At 71.5% G+C, this 1322-nt stretch carries 1 protein-coding gene and 1 pseudogene; one reads left to right on the top strand and one right to left on the bottom strand.

Annotated features, from left to right (window positions below; genetic code table 11):
• Positions 1 to 350, bottom strand: a pseudogene (locus ACIKT0_RS18380) (hypothetical protein); the annotation flags it as partial.
• A gap of 131 nt (positions 351 to 481) precedes the next feature.
• On the opposite strand from ACIKT0_RS18380, the gene ACIKT0_RS18375 reads away from it, so the two are divergent.
• The coding region (locus ACIKT0_RS18375) for a lytic transglycosylase domain-containing protein (protein WP_407106763.1) at positions 482 to 1322 on the top strand (841 nt) is incomplete at its 3' end.

Here is a 1322-nt window from a genome sequence, read left to right as displayed (position 1 = left end):
GTTTTGGGCGGTGGCGGCAAGCAGGAACTCGTCTCGGGCTCCGCATGGTCCTCGAAGGCGTAGCCGGTCGAGCCGCAGGATACGCTTTGCAGCCTCGCCTCGGCCGCCGCCGCGAGGTCTGCTTCCGCCTCGTCCGTCTCCAGAGGAGGGATCCGTGCGTAGAGCGGAGCCGGGGACGCCCGGGAGATCAGCGCGAGCCGCGCGCGGGCCTCCGCGGGCGACAGATTCGTCGCAGGCAGGTCCAGCACGAGCGCGTCGGCCCCGGCCGGAGCGCCGCTTTCGGAGGCGTCTTCCGGCCGCAGCATGAGCCAGCGCCGGGGACCGGGGGAAAGGCGGACGGCGACGGCCATCTTGTTAAGATCTCACAGGCGCTTGATGGCAGTGTTAACGGCCGGTTTACCATAAAGGCCCGATAGTTTGCCGGCATCGCCCATCGGCGGCGCAAGGGCGCATGGCGCGTCGGCAGGCGGGCATAAGGCGAATGCAGCTCATCACTCCGGCGGATGCTGCGGGGGGCGTAGCGGCGGCGCTTCGGAAAGCCGCGCAGGCCACCGGGGCGAGTTTCGACTATCTGCTGCAGACCGCCAAGCGCGAGTCCTCGCTGGATCCCACCGCCAAGGCGCCGACCTCCTCCGCGCGCGGGCTGTTCCAGTTTATCGACCAGACCTGGCTGCAGGTGCTCAAGGAAGACGGGCCGAGCCTCGGCTTCGCCAGCGAGGCCGCGGACGTCTCCCGCACCTCTTCGGGTCGCTACGTCGTCACCGATCCCGCCCGCCGCGCCGAACTGCTGGCGTTGCGCGACGACCCCACCGCCTCGGCTCTGCTCGCCGGCGCCTTCACCCGCCGCAACGCGCAGGCGCTCGGCTCCGCCCTCGGCCGGTCGGCGACCCCCGGCGAGCTCTACGCCGCGCATTTCCTCGGCGCGCAGGGCGCGATCCAGCTGGTCAGTCTCGCCACCAACGCGCCGACGGCCTCGGCCGCCGACGCCTTCCCGGCGCAGGCCTCCGCCAACCGCGCGATCTTCTTCGACAAGGGACGGCCCCGCACGGCCTCGGAGGTCTATGCGCGGATCACCGCGGCGCATGACGAGATCCCCAACGCCGCGCCCGCGCGCGCGACCGTTCTGGCGCTTCAGGAAGCCCCGCAGGACGAGCAGTACGGGCCTTTCAACGGCGGCGTGGAGAACGACGCCGCACCTTTCCACTCGCTGTTCAAGACCGGGCGGCGCTCACCCGTCTCGGCCTATGTGGCGCAGGCCTGGTCGTCCTTCGGCGCGGCGTCCGACACCAGCCCGGCCGCGCCGAAGGACGACCAGGCCTGCG

Source organism: Hansschlegelia beijingensis, assembly GCF_045505405.1.
GTDB lineage: Bacteria > Pseudomonadota > Alphaproteobacteria > Rhizobiales > Methylopilaceae > Methylopila > Methylopila beijingensis_A.
This window is presented reverse-complemented; position numbering and strand designations above follow the sequence as displayed.